3 protein-coding genes and 1 pseudogene are annotated in these 3,672 nt (G+C 77.3%); all 4 read right to left on the bottom strand.

Annotated elements, in window-relative coordinates; all coding sequences use genetic code 11:
* The coding region (locus G5C65_RS33325) for an ATP-binding cassette domain-containing protein (protein WP_165302797.1) at window positions 1–820 on the bottom strand (820 nt) is incomplete at its 3' end.
* Window positions 817–1,986, bottom strand: coding sequence for a CbiQ family ECF transporter T component (locus G5C65_RS33320; RefSeq protein WP_165302796.1), 1,170 nt, complete (start codon window positions 1,984–1,986; stop codon window positions 817–819). The genes G5C65_RS33325 and G5C65_RS33320, both read right to left, overlap by 4 nt.
* Window positions 1,983–3,113 carry a hypothetical protein gene (locus G5C65_RS39775; RefSeq protein ID WP_241266238.1) on the bottom strand — a complete coding sequence of 377 codons (1,131 nt, stop codon included), beginning with the start codon at window positions 3,111–3,113 and terminating at the stop codon, window positions 1,983–1,985. Before G5C65_RS39775 ends, G5C65_RS33320 begins: the two co-directional genes overlap by 4 nt.
* A 371-nt stretch (window positions 3,114–3,484) precedes the next feature.
* Window positions 3,485–3,672 (bottom strand): annotated as a pseudogene (locus tag G5C65_RS33310) (hypothetical protein); the annotation flags it as partial.

The raw sequence follows: 3,672 nt of genomic DNA, 5'->3' as shown, positions 1-3,672 counted from the left end.
GCGTACGGCCGTCCAGCCGCTCGCGCAGCGCCGCGGCCCGGCGCCGCGCGTCCCGTACGGACAGCGGCAGCGGCTCCCAGCCCGCGAGCCGGCCCAGCCGCACCACGGGCGGCGCGACGTCCGACTCGCGCATCAGCACGGCCGGTTCGCCGTCCACCACCCGGCCGTCGCCGGGGAGGTGGACGAGCCGGTCGGCGTACTGCAGTACGCGCTCCACCCGGTGCTCCGCGACGAGGACAGTGGTGCCCAGGTCGTGCACCAGGCGGGTGATGGCCGCCAGCACCTCCTCGGCCGCCGTCGGGTCGAGCGCGGAGGTCGGCTCGTCGAGCACCAGCACCCTCGGGTGGGCGGTGAGCACCGAGCCGATCGCGACGCGCTGCTGCTGGCCGCCGGAGAGCGTGGCCAGCGGCCGGTGCCGCAGCTCGGCGATGCCCAGCAGGTCGAGCGTCTCCTCCACCCGCTTGCGCATCACGTCGGGCGGAATCGCCAGCTGCTCCATGGCGTAGGCGAGTTCCTCCTCGACGGTGTCCGTGACGAACCCGGCGAGCGGGTCCTGCCCGACCATCCCCACGTACGGGGCGAACTCCTGCGGCGGCGCGTCGGCGGTGCTGAGCCCCGCCACGCTGACCCGGCCGCTCAGCCGCCCGCCGGTGAACCGCGGGACGAGGCCGTTGACCGCGCCCAGCAGCGTGGACTTGCCGACCCCGGTACGGCCGGTGACCAGGCACAGCTCGCCCTCGCCCAGATGGAGGTCCACCCCGCTCAGGGCGGGCGCGTGCGCGTCCGCGTAGCTGAAGGTGACGTCGTCGAAGTCGATCACGCGGCCACCTCCACGCGCTCCGGGGCGCGGGGGCCGCCGTCCTGAGGGCCGTCCTGAGGGCCGCCCGGGGGTGCGCCCCGGGCGCCGGGCGCGGCGGCGGGCGCCGGGGTCAGCGCCGCGGGCAGCGCCCCGGCCAGCGCCGCCAGCAGCGCCAACGGCGGCACCTCGGGCCAGGTCAGCGGCGAGAGCGACGGATACAGGGCCGCGGCGTCCGTCCGGGCCAGCAGCTGCATCAGCAGCGCGGCCGCCAGCCCGCAGGCCGCCGCCAGCACCTCGGGGGTCCGCCAGCGGTCGGGGCGGTAGGTGCTGCGCCGCACCCGCCGCCCGCCGAGCACGAACCCGCAGCCCGCCAGGGCGAGTCCGGCCAGCAGCAGCGGCGTCCCCAGATACGCCGGAGTGCTCGCGCCCAGCGCCCCGTACAGCCCCGCGCACACACCGAGCAGTCCGGCGATCACCAGCGTGCCGGTGAGCAGCCGGGCGCGCGGCGCGGCCCGTCCGGTGCTGCCGTAGCCGCGCGCGGCCATCGCGGAGGCCAGCAGCAGGGACCGGCTCAGCGCGTCCTCCAGGACGGGGATCACGATGCGGCGCAGCGCGCGCGGGCCGCGCCGGGCGGTACCGCCGCGCAGCAGTTGGGCGCGGCGCACCCGGCGCACGCTCTCCACCAGTTGCGGCGCGACGGTCAGCGTCACCACGACGGACGTGCCGACCTCGTACAGCGCGCCCGGCAGCGCCTTCAGCATCCGCTTGGGGTTGGCGAGCGCGTTGGCGGCGCCCACGCAGACGACCATGGTGGCCAGCCGCAGCCCGTCGTACAGCCCGCCCAGCACCTGCTCGGCCGCGACCGGGCCCAACAGCCGGATCCCGGCCGTCCATTCGGGCAGCGTGATCTGCGGGAGGGTGAACAGCACGGTGCTGCCCTCGCCGCCGCCGAAGACGATCCGGAACACCACCCGGAGCGCCACGATGCAGGCGCCCAGCACCAGGTACATCCGGAAGGCGAGGGCCCAGGGCGCGTCGTCGCGGCGGCGTACGACGACGAGCGCGACGGCGCCCAGGATCATCACGAGCAGCACGGGGTTGGCGGTGCGGCTGGCGGCCGCGGCCATGCCGAGGGCCCACAGCCACCACGCCGCCGGGTGCAGGGCCCTGGGCAGCGGTCGCCTCACTCCGGGCCCTCCGGCTCCCGCGGACCGCCGCCGGACGCACCGGAGGCGCCGGGCGCACCGGACGCACCGGTCTTCGGGGCGGCCGCCCTGCGGCGCCACGCCGCCACCGCCGCGCCCGCGACCAGCAGGGTCGCCATGCCGATGCCGAAGAGCGTGTCCGTCGGCGGGCCCGAGGAGCCCGTCTCGTCGAGGGCCCGCCGGTTCTCGCCGCCCGACCAGTCCGCCGCCTCGGTCGGGGAGACGGCCGGGCCGGGCGAGCCGGAGTCCGAGGCGCCGGGCGAGGGCGAAGCGGACGAGGAGGCGGACGGGGACTCCTCGGACTTCCCGGACTTCCCGCCGCGCCCGTCCTGGTCCGGGCCGCGCCGCCCGTCCCCGCGCTGCCCGCCGTCCGCGCCGTCCCCGGCTCCGCCGCCGCGCCCGGTGCCGGCTCCGGGCGCGGCGTCGCCGCCGCGCCCGCCGTCCCTTCCGGGCGCCGCGGGCCCGCCGCCGGTACTGCCGGAGCCCGAACCGGAGCCCGCCGCCGGGCCGTTGCCGCCGCCGCCCGGCGCGGGGGCACCGCCTCCGCCGTTGCCGCCGTTCGCTCCGTTGCCGGAGCCGCTGCCGGAGCCGCCTGCGGCCGGGCGGCGCGGGGCCACCCGGGGCGCAGGCGCCGCGCCCTCGGGGCGGTTGAGCGAGAACGACCAGCCCTCGAAGCTGCCCTGGGGCGGGGTGCGGTACGTGGCGCCCTGCTGGCTGTACGTCCAGCGGCCGCCGTTGGACGCGTGCCAGTACGACCAGTACGCCTTGGTGGGCGGGGTGTCGACGCACGGCTCGCGGCCCGCACCCGGCTTGCCCTCCAGCCGGCAGACGAAGGACTCTCCCCAGCGGCTGGTCCCCGCCACCCGGAACCCGGCCGCCTTCAGCGCCGCGAGGCCGCTGCTCTGGCCGCCGACGGCGCAGCGCACGAGCGTTGTCCCGCCCAGTTCGCGGAAGTCCACGACCACGGTGACGCCCCGGCCGTCGGGGCAGAACCCGGGCTTGCCCCGGGCCTGGACCGCCGCCGCCTCCGGCGCCGTCGCCAGACCGGACCCGGCGCCGCCGCACAGCAGCGCGAGGGCGACGGCCAGCACGCGGAGCGCACGGGACATGTCGGTGCCCTTCGTTCGGGGTCTGCGCCGGGGACCCCGGAGAGCTGAGAACCCCGGCGTACCGGAGAAGGCTCAGGGCTCCACGCTGCAGACCGTGACAGTGGGAAGCAGTGCACGTAGCGCGCTGGGCGGTCCGGCTCGCAGCGCGGGCGCGCTGCTCACGGTTGCAGGTCAGCGCCGGTCTTCCACCGGCTTTCCCCAGTCGCGTACGCATGAAGTTGTCACCCCGTGCTGGACGAGGCGTGCAAATCGTACGCCCTTACGTATCTGTTGCACCAGAGCATGCCTCGTCAGGGGCACGCCCCGGGGCTGCCCCTGACGGTGCTTTACGGGGTACGCCTCAGCGCGGCTCCCTCATTCGGTGACCTGCCTCACTCGGCGGCGGCGGCCGGTCTCCGGGCGCGCCAGAGCAGGAACAGCGCGCTCGCCACCGCCGCCACCCGCAGCACCCCGGGCAGCGCGCCCTGGATCGCGTTGTTCAACGCCTCGTCGCCCTCGGCGATCGCCGGCCCCCAGCGGCCCTCCGTACGGCCCCACAGCCACACCAGCGCCCCGGCCC

It is taken from the genome of Streptomyces boncukensis (assembly GCF_011045075.1).
GTDB classification, from domain to species: Bacteria; Actinomycetota; Actinomycetes; order Streptomycetales; family Streptomycetaceae; genus Streptomyces; species Streptomyces boncukensis.
The sequence above is the reverse complement of the archived record's forward strand: the minus strand, read 5'-3'. Positions and strand labels throughout refer to the sequence as shown.

Coding starts and splice junctions, on each gene's coding strand:
- G5C65_RS39775 (WP_241266238.1), bottom strand. CDS start 3,113: ATGTCCCGTGCGCTCCGCGTGCTGGCCGTCGCCCTCGCGCTGCTGTGC.